Here is a 16,094-nt window from a genome sequence, read left to right as displayed (position 1 = left end):
GAACATGATCCAACTACAAATTTTTATAGAAGTCAAATGCACCGCTTAACTACTAAAATCTTATTAAGTAAAAAATCCATATTTTGTTTTACTTACTTTCTACTTTATTTCTTTTGAATAATGAACTCTTTTCTTCAAACGAATAATCCCTACTATTATTTTTGTATCTTTCTAAATTTGCGAACCAAAGTGAGTACTGTGCCTACAATAATTATCAATATGCCGATTGCTGCACTGTTAGTTGTACTTACACCCGTCTTTGGAAGCTCCTTATATGTATATTCTTTTTTATCGCTATTACTGTTGTTTGAGATATTACTCTTATTTTCCTTATTAGCAAGGCCATTAGCTTTGCTAGTTTCTTTATCTTTCACTAATACTTTTTGTATTGCATTTACCTCATTACCCACGGAATCTCTAACACTATATATTATTTCATAAGTACCAGCTTTAGTTGTATCTATAGTTCCTTCATACGCTACTTTAGAAATAAGGTCACCGTCCTCTTTATCAGTAGCTGATACCCCTACCAATGGATCAAATTGATCACCCTCAGTAATTGAAGTTGTAGCAGGTACTTTTAGTATTGGTTTATCATTTTTAACTTCTTCTCTAACTTTGACCGTTACAGTTTGCTTCGCCGTTACTTCATGACCTTTAGAATCTGTAACCGTGTACGTTAATACGTAAGTACCGGCTTTAGTTGTATCTACTTCACCATCAACTTTGATTTTAGAAGTGAGATCACCGTCTTCTTTATCGATAGCTAATACTTCTGCCATTGGAACAAATGAATCTCCAACATGAATTGTCGCTCCAACAGGCACTGTTAATTTAGGTTCTAAATCTGATGTTTCTCCATTTCCCTCTACAATTACAGTCTGTGTTGCCGTTGCATTCCGCCCTTGAGAATCAACAACCATGTATTCCACAATGTATGTACCTGGTTTTGAAGTATCTACATCGCCTTTATGCTTTACTTTATTTGTTAAATCACCATCTTCTTTATCAACAGCTTTTACATTTCTCATTGGATCAAACGTATCACCTACACGTAGTGTAATCGTAAACGGTACAGTTAACTCTGGAGCTTGGTTTTCTGCTGTTTTTTCGTTCTCTTTCACCGTTCCTGTAATTTTTGCCGCATCAAAAGCATTTTGGACTGCTTGAACTTCAATTGAGTTCGCTCCATATTTATTAGTTGCCACTTTAAGGCATGCCAATTTCAATTCAGAGAAATTAGAAGTCATATTTAATTCATCAGTATTTGCATAATAGAAAATATCAAACATTCTATCTTCACCAATACCATTTACATTTACACCGTTATGAGTACCACCTTGTGCCATTAAATACGCAACTTTATTAATAATACTTGAGTTAAAATGAACGCCTCCATAATCCTCTCCATTTAAATCATTATATTTACTATAATCATCCGGATACGGTAGTCCTTCTGAAAAATTAATTGCAGTTGGATTTTTCATATTACGAAAAGTCGATCCAGTTTGTTCTCCTATTGTCCAGTTAAATTCCCCATTATTTATGTATTTCTCTATAGCCGTTCCCATAATATCCGATAATGCCTCGTTAATTGCCCCAGATTCTCCTGAAAATTCAAGGTTAGATTCACTTGATGTAACTGCATGTGTAAATTCATGACCGGCTATATCGAACGCTTTTACCATGGGATCTCCATATAAAAGCATACTAATGTTATTAATATTAGTACTAAATGCATTCTCCCAATTTTCAGGATCATTTGTTCCTCCAGAATCCCATGCATGTACAACTGAAACTACTTTTTTTCCTTTATTATCAAAACTATTACGCTTATATTTTTCTTTATAAAAATCGTATACCTTTGTTGCTAAGAAATGAGCGCTTACCGCCTTTGGATCATTAAATGTTGTTGAAACACTAGTTGCTAGTATACCAGGATAATAACTTTCTTCATTTGTAATATCTCTATAATTTACATCATATGTCTCAATTCCTTGTCCTCTTGTGTAATCAGCAAGCGCATAATTCCCACTGGTCTGTTTAGAAATACCAAATGTACGAGTTACGCCTAAATCATCTTTTCCTGTTCCAGTTAATGATGTAAAATTGCTAGTTTTATTTTCCTTAACGGATTCAACATACTCTTCACTTATTTTCAAACTTGATTCTTGTACCATATCTTTTAACATTTCACCATTATGAGCATTCACTAAATAAGTTCCAGATACATAATTTGGTGTTGTAGCAGCAAATGTAACTTGATATGCATTGCTAGCCTGCCCATGATTTTCATCAACAAAAATAACTGCCTTAACTTCTGGCTCAGAAATAAATTTAGTATCGTTTCCGTACTTTTTATAAATATATTGTTTTGCTTCTTCTTTTGATAAATTAATAGGTTTCTTTAAATCTTCTTGTGTTAAATTTTGTGCGCTAGCTCCTGAAATGCTTTTAATAATACCTTTTTTATCTACGTGAGCAGTCAACTGGTGGCCATATACTTCTTTTCCTTCATATATTTGTTGCATGCGCACAAGTGTAGTTCCATCATAAGAACCACGTTTTTGAAGAACCTTGTAATCTACTCCTGTTTCTGCACTAACTTGTTTTGGAGACAAAGCATGCTCCGTATTTTCCTTAAGTGCATCTTTCACTACATTCTCTGGTGCCTTTTTTGATGGTTGTGTCAGATCACCTGTACGGAACGAATCCTCTTGAATTTCAACTTGCATTTGACCAGGTTCCTCTGCATGCCCTACTCCATATGGTGTTACACTTGTTAAAACGAATCCTGTTGTTAATGCAACTATAGCTATTTCTTTTTTATTTCCCATGATATTTACCTCGTATAAATTTCTATTATTTATATGAAACTGCTAAAATGTATACAATCTATTCCTAACATAAAAAGATGACTTTTGTAATCTACAAAAGCCACCTCTTCAATATGTAATATCCCTAAAATGTTTTTAATACATAATTTCTATACGAACAGAAAAAAGCATTCATTAACGAGCATTTTGCAATACTTTTATTAAGTCATTTATATTTTCAACTTTCTGCTGAAACTGATCAAGTCTGCTATGTAACAATGAAGGATTTTTATCTTCAGTTGAAATAACTTGTTTTAATTCGTTTTCTAATTTATCATACATATCAAAGAAATTATCAAATTCTACACTTACAAGCTCTTCATTTTCGCGATAGAATCTTTTTGCTTCTATATAAGTCATATATGATTTATTTAAAAATCCTAATGAAATTAAATATTTAGAAGTGTTTTCTTGATAAATAGCAATATCACACGCTATTTTAATATCAGAATAAGTCTTTTGAACGAGACAATGCAATTCAAAAATCTTAAACTTTAATCCATTATTCATTTCATCCCCTCCCATCGTATCTATTCTACATAAAATTAGAATATTATACAAAGAAAATTATTAGCATGAAATTGACAATTTAAAAAATAACTTAAGGATAAACAAAATCCCTCTCATTATAAATTATAGTTGCGGAGCATTTACCAACATAACAGCAAAATAAAAAGCGAAAAGAATAAATCTTTCCGCTCTTAGAGTAATAAATACATTTCATATTGCGCTAAAGAATTCTTTTCAAATCCACATTTCTTAAGAAAACCTTCCAGTAAATTATTGTTAGGAAACCCAATTGATAAACTTGATAAATTTAATTCTTCTCTTGCTACTTGTAATAATTTCATCCCAACACCAATATTTCTATAATCTTTGTCTACGAAAATAAAACTAATTTTACCTTGTTTATTTACACATAGAGAGCCTTTTAAGTCATTATCGACATATGCACCATAAAATACATTATTTGTTTTTTTGATATAATCAATATCATTTTGCCAATTTATATGGAAGTTTAACCATTTCTGAATTTCATCTTTAAAAGTTGGAAATTCTAATTGTTTTACTTCAATATCCTTACAATCTTTATTCATTATTTTAGTCAAATCATTTAAATTATAATAAGAAAGATCGTACACTTTTTCATAGCCCAACTTATTATAAAAATGAATCGCTCGGTCATTTCCTACAATGACTTCGAGAAAAAGTTGCTTACATCCATGTTGAATCGCCTCTTCTTTATGCAGTTCAAATAATTTTTGACTCACACCAATACCGCGGTAATTAGGATGAACCGCTAATGTTCCACAGCGCATAGTCTTAATACTTTCATAATCCTTTATACCACCTAGTATTACGCCAGCAGGTTTGCCTTCTTCTAAAGCAAGAAAAGAATGTTCTAGCAAATTACCTTCTGGTCCCAAAAAACGTTGTATAAAATCCCCTTTTGAAACTTCCATTTTAATAATGTAATCTGAAAATCCAACTTTAAAAGCTTCATATACTAAATCAATATTTACATCACTACACCTTTTATATTGAATCATAATATAATTATGCCTCCAATTACTTATGTTAAAACCCTCTAACTATCTATTATTTACTACATTAATCTCATAAACACGTAAAAAGGCAATTAAATGCTCACATGCTCTTTCGCATGCTAGCATTTTAAAGATTTTTTGTTCTTCTTTCGTTTTATCATTTGCTTGATCTGAAGCAGCTTTTAAACAGAGAAATGGTTTTTTATTTATTTGACACACATAGGCGAAAGCTGCTACTTCTTGATCAACTGCCAATGCTCCATATACGGTATGGAGTAAATATCTCATTTCTGAACTACGAATACGTTGATCTCCGGATAAAAATGTACCGAAATGTATTGGATCATATGATCGTATTTTTTTTATTCTTCTTACAAGTGATTTTGTTGTTTCAATAGGTGCTGTTCTACCGTTATATAAATTAAAAACATCTTCCCCTGAGCCAGCTGCAGTAACATCGTGTTGTATTGCGTTTAGTGCCACTACAATATGACCGTTTTTCACCTTGTTTGATAAACTTCCGCATATTCCTGTCATAAACAACTCATCTGGCTGAAACTCACTAATTAACAATTGTACACAACTAGCGCAGCTTACTTTACCGACACCAGTAACAACTGATATAATTTCCAGCTCATTAATAGTATGAAAATGAAATTCCCAAGCTGCTCTTTTTTCAACACGTTCACTCGGATAATGTTGATGCAAATACGTCAGTTCTGGTTCCCATGCAGATACAATTGCAATACGTTTCATTACACGCTTCACTTCCCCTATTGTCATTTAAATAAGTTATCTATACTTTCTCGTTCATAATCTGGAATCCATTCTTTGTATTTCTTATATGAATCTCGTATTATTTCTTTATTCTTCGCAATTACTTCACATCCTCTATCATCATACATAAACATCACAATATCTTTCTTTGCATTTATGAGAAATACATCTGGATAAGAGATTTCTTTTTTTCGTCCAAATCGAAGATACAGATCAGAAAAATCCTCATGATTAGCAGCTTGTATCAGCGGTTCATATTTAATATCTTCCGCAAGACATTTAAAAGAAAATTGATATGTACAATATAAAGTGAAACTTTAATCAGTGGGGGGTCTTACTGCCCGGCAAATAGCGGGATAAATCTGCTTCTTCATCTTCAAATAAAAACGGTAATGTTTCTTATCTTATATGAAATCTTAAATCTCTTTTCTTAATATATTTATTGTATATATTTATTTTCTGTGAAGTTTTTATGTTTTCCTTTTTAAATCTATAAACATTTGTCACTGCAAACACTACATCTTCTTTTGAAAATATGTCTTCAAAGTTGAGAAAAGTATTCCATATTTAAATCGTCGGTTTCTTCTACAATTTGATATTTATCTTTTCCGAAATCAAAATGTAAATGATTTTCCCACTGAGAATATAAGTAGGGTCCTAATGTAACTCCTGGAAATGTTTGATTCATATATTCTTTTAATTGCATTTCCTTGTCCTTTCTACTGTACAATTCTTTTTAAATCCCAATATGCTTCTTCTAGCCACGGATGTATAACTTTCAATGTATCTTTCCTTTCCCACAAATATGAAATATATACAAAAGCTGCTTTTTCCAAAGATTTTCCCAATTCTTTTTTTATTTCTATTAAATATGGTGGTGTCCCTTTTTGATCCCATTCTATTTTATCTGCAACAAATAATACTAAATCCATCTTCGTTGCATGTTTACGCAACGTTGTATGGCAACAAATTGCATTTAAAATCTCTTCATCTTCGACTTTAAATATTTCTTTTGCGATTACCCTCGATAATTTTTGATGAATAATCATAGGAAACTTTCTTTCCGCTTCCACTATTGCTACACCAAATTCTTCAGCAACTGCAATCCGCTCCTCGTTTGGAAAAATGCCACTAATATCATGTAAATATCCTGCAATTGCTGCTTTTTCTTTATCTACGTGAAACTTTTCTGCAATCTTTTTTGCCTCATTTGCCACACGAATTGAATGTTTATATGTAAACTCTTTATTATATTTTAGTAGAAAAGCTTTAATATCATTGTCTATTTTTCCAGTTGGAGTAAATGAATATATATCATTACATAACATAGAAAATCCCCCTTATAACTAACTTTCATTATAATGTAGAATCTAAATATCCTTGTTATTTTATATTCGTTATTAATCTTTTTACTCCTTTTTAATACGTTACATGAAATTTTATACAGAATCATCGCTACAAGTACATAAATGTTTGATATTATAGTAATGTTGATGATTTGTAAGGAAAGGAACTACACAATGAATAAAAATATATTAATTATTGATGATGATAAAGAAATTGTTGAATTACTTGCTGTTTATTTGCGAAATGAAGGCTATAACATTTATAAAGCTTATGATGGCGATGAAGCATTGCAAAAGGTTTCTACATATGAAGTTGACCTTATGATTTTGGATATTATGATGCCAAAACGAAACGGATTAGAAGTTTGTCAGGAAGTGCGTGAAAATAATACTGTACCAATTCTAATGCTTAGTGCAAAAGCAGAAGATATGGATAAAATATTAGGCCTTATGACAGGTGCTGATGATTATATGATCAAACCATTCAATCCATTAGAATTAGTAGCTAGAGTGAAAGCTTTATTACGAAGATCCTCTTTCCAAAATGCTACTTCGCAAAAGAATGAAGATGGTATTATTCGTATTCGCTCTGTTGAAATACACAAACATAATCATACAGTTAAAGTAAATGGAGAGTACATTAAACTAACCTCTATTGAATTCGATATTTTATATTTACTTGCGAGTAATACAGGAAGAGTATTTAGTTCAGAAGAAATTTTCGAACGCGTTTGGAATGAAGATGGTTATGGTTCAAATAAGACGGTAATGGTCCATATTAGCAACTTACGAGATAAACTTGAAACAGTAATAAATGGAGAAAAATTTATTCATACTGTTTGGGGAGTTGGCTATAAAATTGAGAAATGAAGCATTTGATATATTAAAAGATATTCCTAAATGGAAACTTATTTTTTGGCTTTTATTAGCTATCACACTCACTCCTATTACTGAACTAATTATTTATCGCCTCGTTACGAGTGTAATTGAAAGTTCACTTACTCTAACCGAACTCGGTAAAGAATTCATTCGAATTTTTGGTTATGAAAAGTATAAAGGGATTAAAGAGTCTTTATGGATGATGATTGTATCTTATTTGTTTTTATTTTCTATTTTTTCATCCTATCTTTACATTTTTTATCGTCACGAGAAAAAACTTTATTATGAAACTTGTATAAAAAAAATGATAGAAGAAATTCGTTATATTGCAAATGGAAACTTCAATCATAAAGTTTCTATTGTAAATCATAATTATCTAGAAGAATTAGCAATCGGGGTCAATGAAATTGTTGAACAATTAAAAGTCTCAATTGATGAAGAAAGACAAGCGGAACAAGCAAAAAGTGAACTTATTACAAATGTATCACATGACTTACGCACTCCCCTTACTTCTATAGTTGGATACGTAAATTTAATCCATCATGATAATTATAGAGATGAAGTGGAATTGCGATACTATATTCAAGTCATTTACGATAAAGTAACTCGTCTTAATGCATTAATGAATGACTTGTTCGAATATACACGTGTTCAAAATAAAGAATTAAGCTTGTATTCTGTTCCTATTGATATTGTAGAGTTACTTGGACAATTAACTGTTCAATTCCGCATACAGGTTCAAGAAGCTAATATAGAATGTCGGCCTTCTTTCCCGTCTCAAAAGCTCATGGTATTAGCTGATGGTGACAAATTAGTGCGTGTGTTTGAAAATCTTATTATAAACGCTATCGCTTATGGAAGCGAAGGTCGCTATATTGACCTTACTGCTTATGAAAGTAATAATATGATTACAATTGATATAACAAATTACGGACAACCTATTCCTAGTACGGATTTACCTCATATTTTTGAACGTTTTTATCGCGTTGAGAAATCTCGCTCTACAAACACTGGTGGATCTGGACTTGGATTAGCAATTGCAAAAAGTATAGTCGAATTGCATAAAGGAACAATTGAAGTATATAGTGATGACGAAAAAACAACATTCACTGTAAAACTACTCCCATACAAATGTTAATATTACAAATAAAAAGTTCAATTTCTTACCATATAAGAAATTGAACTTTTTCCATAATTACCCTAAATTTAATAATCCTTTATAATTCTTTAGAAATTCTTTACCTTTTCTTTCTTCCTAATTAAGCATTCCTTTTTACAATACTATTATTGATGTCATAATAGGAGGATCGCTTATGCAATTCTTAAAGAAATTTGCTATTTTATTATTATCTTTTTTTATTACTGCTCTTATCGTTTTATATTTTTATCTTTATGTAAATGGTCCGATTATTCAAGCTAAATCAGCTATTTTAATAAATGCTAATTCAGGTGAAATTGTTTATAAAAAAAATGAAGAAACCCCAGTACAATCAGCTGCTTTATCTAAATTAATGACAGAATATATCGTATTGGAGCAACTAAATGATAAAAAGATACAGTTAGATGACTTCGTACAAATAAGTAACGAAGTTTTCCGAGTAGAAACAAGCCCTATACAAGTAACATCGAATGATAAAACAACGGTTCGTGATTTACTTCATGCATTGCTACTGGCAGGGAATAATCGTTCTGCACTCGCTCTAGCAGAACACATTGCTGGAAATGAAGATAACTTTACAGTATTAATGAATAAAAAAGCAAAAGAACTAAAGTTATTACAACCATCTCCATTTCTAAACTCTACTGGAATTAATAATAATACAAATAAACAATCAACTACAACAGCGATAGACGCAGCTAAACTAGCAGCACGATTAGTAAAAGATTTTCCAGATGTATTGAATATTACGAAACTAACCTCTTACCAATTTACCTTCAAAGATTCCCAGGTTTTCAATACGAATAAAATGATATATTCCCTTAATGAAAACATTAAACTTCAAGGTGTTGATGGCTTACAAACTAGTTTTTCAACTAACGGTAATTATAGTTTTGTCAGTACAGCAAAACTTGGAGATACTAGACTAATTTCAGTAATATTAGATGCAGATGAAGAAAACATTTCATTTATTGAAACAAAAAAGTTGCTCCAGTATGGTTTTGATCCTTCCTCGTACTCTGCACTCCAAGCTTTTAAAGACGCCCTTACATCTTGGACAATATTGCTTCAGTTTAAAAATTTAATTATACAAACTATAATGATTTTTTTAATCATTACCACCTTAATGTTTTTACATATACGTCAGAAAAAATCCGAGGATTTCAATTAAGAAATCTTCTTATATATATAAAACCGACTTGCGCTTGAGATGCAAGTCGGTTTTTAATTCTATCATCCTCTTCCAAGCAAATTTGCTGAAACTGGTTGCAAGTTTAACTCTCTCGCCCATATAGATAGCTGACCAATATGATAAATTTCATATCCCATTACATGTCTTAAAACCTATGTTTTTTGAGGCATACATCCATCTCTGTTTCCTTTCGTTGTGTTCGTTTGTTTAGTTTAAATGGGTTAATCTATTAATTCTATTAAATCCAACAATTGAACTATTACACTTTAAAGTTCTACTCATATACTATAGTAGATTACTAGAAAGGAGGCTTAACTATGGATAGTTGCGTTGTATTTGTAAACGGACAACCTTTTTTAGTTCTTTCAGTAGCTGGTATTGAAATTGCTAGATTAGAGATTTCCCTTCAAGTAGCATTAGCTCTAAGAGTACTTGGGATACCAATCTGTGATTAATTACCAAATTAAAAGAAAAAGAGGGCATTAGCCCTCTTTTTTTATTTTCCTCATATATTTTCTTAACAACAAATAAAATTTTAATTTTTATATTGTAAGGAAATTCCGAAAAATAAACTCATTTTATTCAATAAAAAGAGCACCACCCATACCTCATTATCCGTTTCTAAAAAATTAGAATTCGATTAATTACAAAAAAATTTAAATATACGAACGTTACATAAAATACTTGTTAGAATAGCTGTCCTTCACACTATTTATTTCGCAGACGTTATATAATCAAAGCACCAATGATTAACTTTTTATACGGCTTATTTTAAGTGTGCTAGCCAATACTTTTACTTGTATGTTCTATACACTCATTCTCTACGGTATACTGATACCAACTTATATTTTTTGATGAGGGCCAATTTCCCTATATCCCTCTTTATTCCCATGTACTTTTTTTCTCAAATCCAAGCTAAATAATCTATATTGTTATCTTTTAAAATCAGCTCACTATCTGATTATATTAATAACCTATCACCTGGTAAAATCCTATTACCTAATGTATCTTCAATTGAATGGTCCATCATTTATACTTACGGATTGGCTTTCCCGTATCTATTGTGCATGGACATTGGATTTTCTAGCATCTAGCTCATTTCTTTAAAAATGTCGGATTTTTCGTCTATTATTAAATGAATAATGTTTGGAAGGGGATGTAATATGACAGAAATTAAAGTAGGGCTTACACAATTTTTAGACTTCACACTGAAAGGTAGTACAGCTAAAACAACCTTTATAAAAAATCTAAAATCCCAACCTGAATATCAACCAGCTTTTGATTACTGGAAACAATTACGAGAAACTGTTATTAAATTTCATCAAAACAAACTACCTTTTGAATATTTCGAAACATTAGTACAAACGGTTGATCAGAAAAAAAAACAAAACTACATTGATGTCATAAAGCAATACAAAAAATTCATTAAAAATAAAGACATCTCTTGGTTTGATCCAGGTAAATCACATTGGAAATCAGATGATTTAATCGTCCGTTCATCACCTGAACTTGGCTTATTCATTAATAATGAGCCACATCTTATCAAACTGTTTTTCAAAGGAAAAAAAGAGCGAATTGATAAATACAACATTAACTCGACACTCACACTATTAAATGAATCAACATTTTCAAATGAACGAAACGATGTGAATTATACGGTACTTAACATCCAAAAGAACAGAATGTATACGAATAACTCTATTAATAATAATCATTTAGTAGCGCTTAAATCAGAAGCTAACCAGTTTTGCTATATATGGAATAATCTATAAAGGACTATTCATCCCTTTCAATACATTGTTGATGCATACTTTAGTTACAATTTTTCTAGATTCATTCAGTTTCGTTTAATTATGGCTCACCCTCTTATTCCTCAGAAACAATGCAGGTGGGCCTTTTTCAAAAATGGTTTCTTTGTTAGTTTTAACATACTAGCTCTCCCCCGAAACAGCTGCAATTGAAATTATTTTTGTTTTATTATCCACTATACCCACCAAGCCCCTTTGTTAACATAATATAATTATAAATTACTATCGTTGCTACTTCTTCCATTCATATTCTAACATACTCATTTCCCATAAATTCCAATACGTTTCTCCTACTCTTTTTGACTCTCTTAATAAGCCTTCTTTTACAAACCCTATTTTTTCGTAACATGAAATGGCCGATGTATTAAAATCATACACACCAAGAGTTACTCTATGTAGTTTTAATTCGTCAAAAGCAATATGAAGTACTGCTTTCATCATATGTTTTCCTATAGAACGTCCTCTCATCTTCGTATTACCAACTAATACTTTTCCAATTCTAGCGGACTTATTAATATTATCTATTTGCCCAAGCGAAATATGACCAATAACGTCTGAAGTCTCTTCATCTACCACTTTGAAAGCGAGTGTATTTGCACTTTCTATATACTTCTCTAATTGCTGTTCGTCTAAAGGGAATGTGAATGCATTTCCTGACCATTGTATTAGAAATTCTTCGGAATTAATCCAATTTATTAATTGTTTAAAATCAGATTTCTTAAAACTTTCTAGTTTAATCACTTCCTTGCTCCTTTCGTACATCATGCTTTATAACCTCAAACTTATTTCTATATAAAGAATATATTCTCCTTTTATATGAAATTAAAATAAAGCCATTCATGTGAATGGCTTTACAAAAAAGCAGCTTAATTATGCTTTGTTTGCTACATCAATACCATTAAAATCAAAGTCAGCAGTAACCGTTGTAACAGGTGGGAAAATTGCTTCAATTTTACAAATGGAAATAATTACTCCAACCGATCCTGGAATAGCCGCAAGCCTAACTACATCACAACTGACAGACGAAACAGTACCTACATAAGTACGTCCCTCTGTATTAATTTGAACTGTTCGATTAATTAATTTCTTAAGTTCATCTCTAATTCCTTGTACACAAGAATTATCACATTTCTCATGCTGTTCTTTTTTACACTCTTCGAATACTTCCCAACAATCATCTTGTTTACATGTACACTTCTTTTTACAATTATTAAATCGAGAACCCAATACCTCACCCCCTAATCCTTTCTATTAGTAAAGTATGTCCACTAGCTTAAAAGGGTACGAGGCAAACACATAAAAAGAAAAAAACAAACAATTGTACCAAACTTTCTTTTCATTATTCATTATAAAAACAGACTTCTCCTAATTAAAAGCTTTTTAATGAGCGGCCGTGAATTTAGTCCTACTCCATTTAATGTTTAGACACCACTTTCTAAAACAAACCTTTTTTCTTTTAAATAAGACGCCCCTTAAAAACACACTAGATTTTCCCATTAACTCACATATACATAGACTTTATTTGTGGATTTCCCATTTTTCATTGTGAAATATACATTTAAAAAGCGTACTCGAAAATAAGATATTATTTGTAATCAGAACATTTTCTTCAACAAGTGTTTATTGAAAAATACCATAACTAGTAGTAGTTCTCTCCACTTTCTCTTAAAAATTAGCATAGTTTGTATGAATTCTATATCGAGTAGAAGACACTCTATCATATAAAGATAAAATAGTAGGTTAATAAACAAGCCATTTTTTTATTAAAACATAGAATAATATGAACACTATTGAAAGGAGGTAGAAATAAATGTCCTGGAAAAATGATTGCTGGAGTTCTCAGAAAAAGCATTGCTGTGATGATTGGTGGAAATCTAAAGAAAAGCATCATTGTGATGATGATTGGAGTTCTCAGAAAAAGCATTGTAATGATGATTGGTGGAAATCTAAAGAAAAGTGTCATTGTGATGACGATTGGAGTTCTCAGGAAAAACATTGTAATGATGATTGGTGGAAATCTAAAGAAAAGTGTCATCGTGATGATAATTGGAGTTCTAAACGAAATAAGTGTCGTTGTAAATGTTTCTTTATTTGTTGCCATTGTAAAAGAAAAAATTGGTAATATTTTTAATGTCAACGTAAAGGAAAGAATATGTCTTTTGGAACCCATCGGGCTTTTCCGGAAAGTTGATCCCTCACCTACTTCCTTGCTTTTGCTGAATTTTTAGATGGGGGCATTACTGCCCGGCAAATACTAGAATGTAATATATAAAAAGCTGACTGCTTATAGTCAGCTTTTTATATATTAACACGTAAAGGTTTAAACAGACATATAAGCATTCACACTTTGTCATCACCTTGTTGTTGTAAATTAGTATTTCTCCATTGAATAGACATTCCATAATATCGTATTTTGATTAAAACTAAAAAACATACTTAACACTAATAGTAAAATTTTTCTTCTTCATCAAATTCACTTCTTTTCTTTTTATAAACATAAAAAAAGGATCTCTATTTATATAGAGATCCTTTCTAACTTTATAATTTACTAGACTGTAACCCCTGAATAAACGGAACTACTTCAGGATTTACAAGCGATGATAAATCACCTAATTCTTTTCCTAAGTAAGCTGCTTTAATAACACGGCGCATTACTTTAGAATTACGTGTTTTCGGTAAATCTTCTACAACGTGGATGTCTTTAGGACACAACGCTTTTCCAATATGAGAGTTTACTAAACTCATTAATTCTTTCTTTAATTCTCCTGTGAATGTTACATGATCTCTTAACACTACAAAACAATGACAAACTTCACCTTTTACTTCGTCAGGTACACCAATTGCAGCAGCTTCGATTACATCGTTATGTTTCACAAGAATAGATTCATATTCAGCAGGTCCAATACGTTTACCTGCAATATTTAACGTATCGTCTGAACGCCCTGTGATGATATATTGTTCACCATCGTAAATGACCCAGTCACCGTGGACCCATTTATTTTCAAAACGCGACCAATATGTGTTTACGTAACGTTCATCATCTTCCCAGAAGCTTTTCGTCATACCTACCCAAGGTTTCTCTAAGCATAATTCTCCGACTTCATCTCGAATTGGTTTACCTTGATCATCCAGTACGACAGCTGCCATTCCTGGTAAAGATGCGTTAAAACTAATCGGTGCTATTGGCTTAATAAGAACATTACCGAAAATCCCACCAGAGATTTCAGTTCCACCTGAGTAGTTACAGATTGGGACATTTCCTTTTCCAACCGTTTCAAACAGCCACATCCATGGATCAGGATTCCAAGGTTCTCCTGTTGATGCGAATACTTCCAAACTCTTTAAAGAATGTTTATTGACATACTCATCACCTTTTGCCATCAATGCTCGGATTAACGTTGGCGAAATACCTAGATGAGTAATCTCATATTTATCAACTGTCTCCCATAACCGGTCTGCTTCTGGGAAGTCTGGAACACCTTCGTACATAACCATCGTTGCTCCATTAATGAGTGAACCGAATAATAGAAACGGCCCCATCATCCAGCCCATATCAGTTACCCATAATACACGATCACCTTGTTTAATATTCATTCCAAATCCTGCATCAAAAGCTGCTTTCAAAGGAAATCCTGCATGCGTGTGTACTGTTCCTTTCGGCTTACCAGTCGTTCCTGATGTATAAATGAGCATTAATGGATCATCACTTTGCATTTCCTCGGCATGTATGAATGGTTTTTCTTTTTCTAGCGTACTCCACGAAAAGTCATAGTTATGTGGTGTAAAATCATTTCCTGCATGACGAACGATAACAACTTTTTCAACAGTTGGGCAATGTTCACAAGCTTTATCTACTTCATCTTTTAAAGAAACAATTTTACCGCGGCGTGAAAATCCATCTGCGGTAATAATCATTTTTGAACCTGCCGCTTGCACACGTGTCATGACTGCATCAGACGCAAAGCCTGAGAATATTGGTGAAATAATTGCTCCGATTTTCATTACAGCTAGCATCGCAACAACTGTTTCTGGAATCATCGGCATATAAATTGTTACACGGTCACCTTTCTCAATACCCGCGTGTTTCAAACCATTTGCAACACGACTTACCCAGTTGTCAAGCTCTTCATATGTAAATGATTTTGAAGTTCCATTTTCCCCTTCGTACTGAAGTGCTGGCTGTATTCTCGTCTCTTCATCCGCAAGCCAGCGGGATAAAGCTGATTCTACAACGTTACATGTTCCGCCATTATACCACTGTGCAAACGGTGTACCATTTTCTAAATCTAACACGTCTGTATAAGGTTTCATCCATTGATAGCCTACTGCCTTTTCTGCCTCTCCCCAAAACCAAGCTGTTTCCTCGATAGATTTATTATAAAAAGTTTCATAATCTTCATATCCCAATGATTTCATCCAACCATATAAACGTGTTTTTTCCTTGTACTCTTCTGTTGGAAACCAAACTGCTTGTTTCAATGTTTTCCCCTCCTTAACTTTTTGAGCAAGA

Annotated in this window: 14 protein-coding genes and 2 pseudogenes; 6 read left to right on the top strand and 10 right to left on the bottom strand. The window is 32.0% G+C overall.

Going from position 1 to position 16,094, the window contains the following annotated elements; translation table 11 throughout:
- Window positions 1–155 precede the first annotated feature (155 nt).
- From ACX9TM_RS12905 to yqeK, 6 genes and pseudogenes are all read right to left on the bottom strand, one after another.
- Window positions 156–2,837, bottom strand: a complete 2,682-nt coding sequence (locus ACX9TM_RS12905) for a M4 family metallopeptidase (RefSeq protein WP_000527065.1) — start codon at window positions 2,835–2,837, stop codon at window positions 156–158.
- 174 nt (window positions 2,838–3,011) lie between these two features.
- Window positions 3,012–3,386, bottom strand: a complete 375-nt coding sequence (locus ACX9TM_RS12900) for a hypothetical protein (protein ID WP_001059022.1) — start codon at window positions 3,384–3,386, stop codon at window positions 3,012–3,014.
- A gap of 191 nt (window positions 3,387–3,577) precedes the next feature.
- Entirely contained in the window at window positions 3,578–4,426 is an 849-nt protein-coding gene (locus ACX9TM_RS12895; protein WP_000617037.1) for a GNAT family N-acetyltransferase, read from the bottom strand.
- 42 nt (window positions 4,427–4,468) lie between these two features.
- The gene (mtnN, locus tag ACX9TM_RS12890; protein WP_000151939.1) at window positions 4,469–5,206 is read right to left on the bottom strand and encodes a 5'-methylthioadenosine/S-adenosylhomocysteine nucleosidase; all 738 of its coding nucleotides are present in this window, start codon (window positions 5,204–5,206) and stop codon (window positions 4,469–4,471) included.
- Window positions 5,203–5,906 (bottom strand): annotated as a pseudogene (locus ACX9TM_RS12885) (DUF3885 domain-containing protein). Before ACX9TM_RS12885 ends, mtnN begins: the two are co-directional and overlap by 4 nt.
- Before the next feature lie 13 nt (window positions 5,907–5,919).
- Window positions 5,920–6,528, bottom strand: coding sequence for a bis(5'-nucleosyl)-tetraphosphatase (symmetrical) YqeK (yqeK, locus tag ACX9TM_RS12880; RefSeq protein ID WP_025689453.1), 609 nt, complete (start codon window positions 6,526–6,528; stop codon window positions 5,920–5,922).
- 192 nt (window positions 6,529–6,720) lie between these two features.
- On the opposite strand from yqeK, the gene ACX9TM_RS12875 reads away from it, so the two are divergent.
- The 3 genes from ACX9TM_RS12875 to ACX9TM_RS12865 all read left to right on the top strand — a co-directional run bounded on the left by ACX9TM_RS12875 (window position 6,721) and on the right by ACX9TM_RS12865 (window position 9,755).
- Window positions 6,721–7,416: a response regulator transcription factor gene (locus ACX9TM_RS12875; protein WP_001038807.1), complete on the top strand. Its 696-nt coding sequence runs from the start codon at window positions 6,721–6,723 to the stop codon at window positions 7,414–7,416.
- On the top strand, window positions 7,406–8,563 hold the full coding sequence (locus ACX9TM_RS12870) for a sensor histidine kinase (RefSeq protein ID WP_001243312.1): 1,158 nt from the start codon (window positions 7,406–7,408) through the stop codon (window positions 8,561–8,563). Before ACX9TM_RS12875 ends, ACX9TM_RS12870 begins: the two co-directional genes overlap by 11 nt.
- A 175-nt stretch (window positions 8,564–8,738) precedes the next feature.
- Complete coding sequence (locus ACX9TM_RS12865; RefSeq protein ID WP_001160045.1) at window positions 8,739–9,755, top strand: D-alanyl-D-alanine carboxypeptidase family protein; 1,017 nt, start codon at window positions 8,739–8,741, stop codon at window positions 9,753–9,755.
- Between the two features lie 62 nt (window positions 9,756–9,817).
- On the opposite strand, the pseudogene ACX9TM_RS12860 reads toward ACX9TM_RS12865, so the two are convergent.
- Window positions 9,818–9,928, bottom strand: a pseudogene (locus ACX9TM_RS12860) (DinB family protein); the annotation flags it as partial.
- 165 nt (window positions 9,929–10,093) lie between these two features.
- Between ACX9TM_RS12860 and ACX9TM_RS12855 the strand changes: the two are divergent.
- Both ACX9TM_RS12855 and ACX9TM_RS12850 read left to right on the top strand, forming a co-directional pair.
- Entirely contained in the window at window positions 10,094–10,231 is a 138-nt protein-coding gene (locus ACX9TM_RS12855) for a DUF3956 domain-containing protein (RefSeq protein ID WP_000376554.1), read from the top strand.
- Between the two features lie 708 nt (window positions 10,232–10,939).
- Window positions 10,940–11,548 carry a hypothetical protein gene (locus ACX9TM_RS12850; RefSeq protein WP_000136052.1) on the top strand — a complete coding sequence of 203 codons (609 nt, stop codon included), beginning with the start codon at window positions 10,940–10,942 and terminating at the stop codon, window positions 11,546–11,548.
- A 267-nt stretch (window positions 11,549–11,815) separates the two neighbouring features.
- Here ACX9TM_RS12850 and ACX9TM_RS12845 read toward each other — a convergent pair whose 3' ends face one another.
- Entirely contained in the window at window positions 11,816–12,349 is a 534-nt protein-coding gene (locus ACX9TM_RS12845; protein ID WP_000990082.1) for a GNAT family N-acetyltransferase, read from the bottom strand.
- Between the two features lie 105 nt (window positions 12,350–12,454).
- The gene (locus ACX9TM_RS12840; protein WP_000535577.1) at window positions 12,455–12,811 is read right to left on the bottom strand and encodes a hypothetical protein; all 357 of its coding nucleotides are present in this window, start codon (window positions 12,809–12,811) and stop codon (window positions 12,455–12,457) included.
- Window positions 12,812–13,374: 563 nt separating this feature from the next.
- Here ACX9TM_RS12840 and ACX9TM_RS12835 point away from each other — a divergent pair.
- Window positions 13,375–13,812, top strand: coding sequence for a hypothetical protein (locus tag ACX9TM_RS12835; protein WP_172459103.1), 438 nt, complete (start codon window positions 13,375–13,377; stop codon window positions 13,810–13,812).
- A 310-nt stretch (window positions 13,813–14,122) separates the two neighbouring features.
- Here ACX9TM_RS12835 and ACX9TM_RS12830 read toward each other — a convergent pair whose 3' ends face one another.
- Window positions 14,123–16,063 carry an AMP-binding protein gene (locus ACX9TM_RS12830; protein WP_000806472.1) on the bottom strand — a complete coding sequence of 647 codons (1,941 nt, stop codon included), beginning with the start codon at window positions 16,061–16,063 and terminating at the stop codon, window positions 14,123–14,125.
- Window positions 16,064–16,094: the final 31 nt, after the last annotated feature.

This window comes from Bacillus sp. LH1, assembly GCF_057924895.1.
This window is presented reverse-complemented; position numbering and strand designations above follow the sequence as displayed.